Annotated in this window: 1 protein-coding gene; it reads right to left on the minus strand. The window is 64.8% G+C overall.

Going from position 1 to position 860, the window contains the following annotated elements; genetic code table 11:
• Window positions 1-860 (minus strand): IS481 family transposase (locus RS85_RS00010; protein ID WP_152642282.1); only part of this gene is annotated, 860 nt, incomplete at both ends.

An 860-nucleotide genomic window follows, 5' to 3' on the forward strand; every position in this document is an offset into this window, starting at 1 on the left:
AGCCAGGTGTCGTAGGTTGCTGCTCGGGCTTCGTCGCTGGCGTAGGTCTCGGCGTAAGCCCATTCCTGGGCGAGGGTGCGGTTGAAGCGCTCGACCTTCCCGTTCGTTTGGGGGCGGTAAGGCTTCGTGAATCGGTGCTTGACGTTGGGGCCGAGAGCTGTCGCGAACGCGTGCGAGCGATAGCAGGAGCCGTTGTCGGTGAGCACCTCTCGGACGGTGATGCCCGCGCTTGTGAAGAAGGCGCGGGCTCTCTCCCAGAACGCTGATGCGGTCTCTTTGCGTTCATCGTCGAGGATCTCGGAATAGGCGAGCCGGGAGTGGTCATCGACGGCGTGATGGAGGAACGCGTAACCGCGGCCCTTCTTCTTGTTGTTCCGGTTCCCGATCGTGCGGCCCAGCATGCGATGTCCGCCGCCATCGGGGATACGACCCTGCTTTTTGATGTCGACGTGGATAAGGTCGCCTGGCCGTCCTCGTTCGTAGCGAACGGGCTTCGGACGCCGGACCGGGAGACCGGTGGCCTGATCGACGTGCGTCAGGATCGGCATTCGATATCGATGCAGGACCCGCTCGACAGTCGAGCGCGGCATGCGGAGGTGATACCCGATCCGGTGCGGACCCCATCGTCTCGTGAAGCGCAACGCGACGATCCGCCGCTCGATGTGCTGCGCGGTGCGCGCAGGACTGCGGTGAGGCCGCGAAGAGTGATCCGTCATGGAGGCGCCCGTGCGAGCTCGATGAGCCCATTTCGATGCTGTTGCCGGCGACACCTGGAACCGCTCGGCCGCTCGCCGTACCGACCAGCCTTGAGTGTTGATCAGGTCCGCCAGACGAGCCCGACCGACAGGCGTCAGGGGTGC

It is taken from the genome of Microbacterium sp. SA39, assembly GCF_000967865.1.
In the GTDB taxonomy this organism is placed as follows: domain Bacteria; phylum Actinomycetota; class Actinomycetes; order Actinomycetales; family Microbacteriaceae; genus Microbacterium.